1 protein-coding gene is annotated in these 861 nt (G+C 70.2%); it reads left to right on the forward strand.

Annotated features, from left to right (window positions below; translation table 11 throughout):
- Window positions 1-13: 13 nt before the first annotated feature.
- On the forward strand, window positions 14-861 hold an 848-nt coding region (locus ACL02R_RS30030; RefSeq protein WP_412800119.1), incomplete at its 3' end, for an IS481 family transposase.

Below are 861 nucleotides of genomic sequence, written 5' to 3' on the forward strand. Positions count from 1 at the left end.
CACGGAGGTCTTCGTGTCCCACCGTAATGCCCGGCTGACCGTCCACGGCAGACGGATCCTTATCGAGCGTGTCCGCTCGGGCCGCCCGGTCGCCCACGTGGCCGCCGAAATGGGCATCTCACGCACCACGGCCCACAAGTGGGTCCGCCGCTTCGCCGCCGAGGGCGAGCCGGGACTGCACGATCGTCCCAGCCGGCCACTGTCGACACCGCACCGCACCCCGGCTGACATCGAGGCCCGGGTGTGCGAGCTGCGCCAGGACCGCAAACTCGGCCCCGCCCGGATCGGCCCGGTCCTGGACATCCCGGCCTCGACCGTCCACCGGATCCTGACCCGGCACGGCCTGAACCGCCTGGCCTTCATGGACCGGCCCACCGGCCAGGTCATCCGCCGCTACGAACGCGAACGGCCCGGCGAACTGATCCACGTCGACGTCAAGAAACTCGGCCGGATCCCCGACGGCGGCGGCTGGCGCACCCACGGCCGCCAGGCCACCCGGGCCGGGAAACCGGGCGTCGGCTTCGACTACATCCACTCCGCCGTCGACGACCACACCCGCCTGGCCTACAGCGAAGTCCACCCCGACGAGAAAGCCGCCACCTGCGCCGCGTTCCTGCGCAGAGCAGCCGCCCACTTCGCCACCCTGGGCATCACCCGCATCGAACGTGTCCTGACCGACAACGCCTGGTCCTACCGCAAAAGCACCCTGTTCAAGCAGGCCCTGGCCGACCTCGGCGCCACCGGCAAACTCACCCGCCCCTACCGCCCCCAGACCAACGGCAAGGTCGAACGCTTCAACCGCACCCTCCTCGACGAATGGGCCTACCAACGGCCCTACACCACCAACACCGAACGCACCCA

The organism is Streptomyces sp. MS19 (genome assembly GCF_047200595.1).
In the GTDB taxonomy this organism is placed as follows: Bacteria; Actinomycetota; Actinomycetes; order Streptomycetales; family Streptomycetaceae; genus Streptomyces.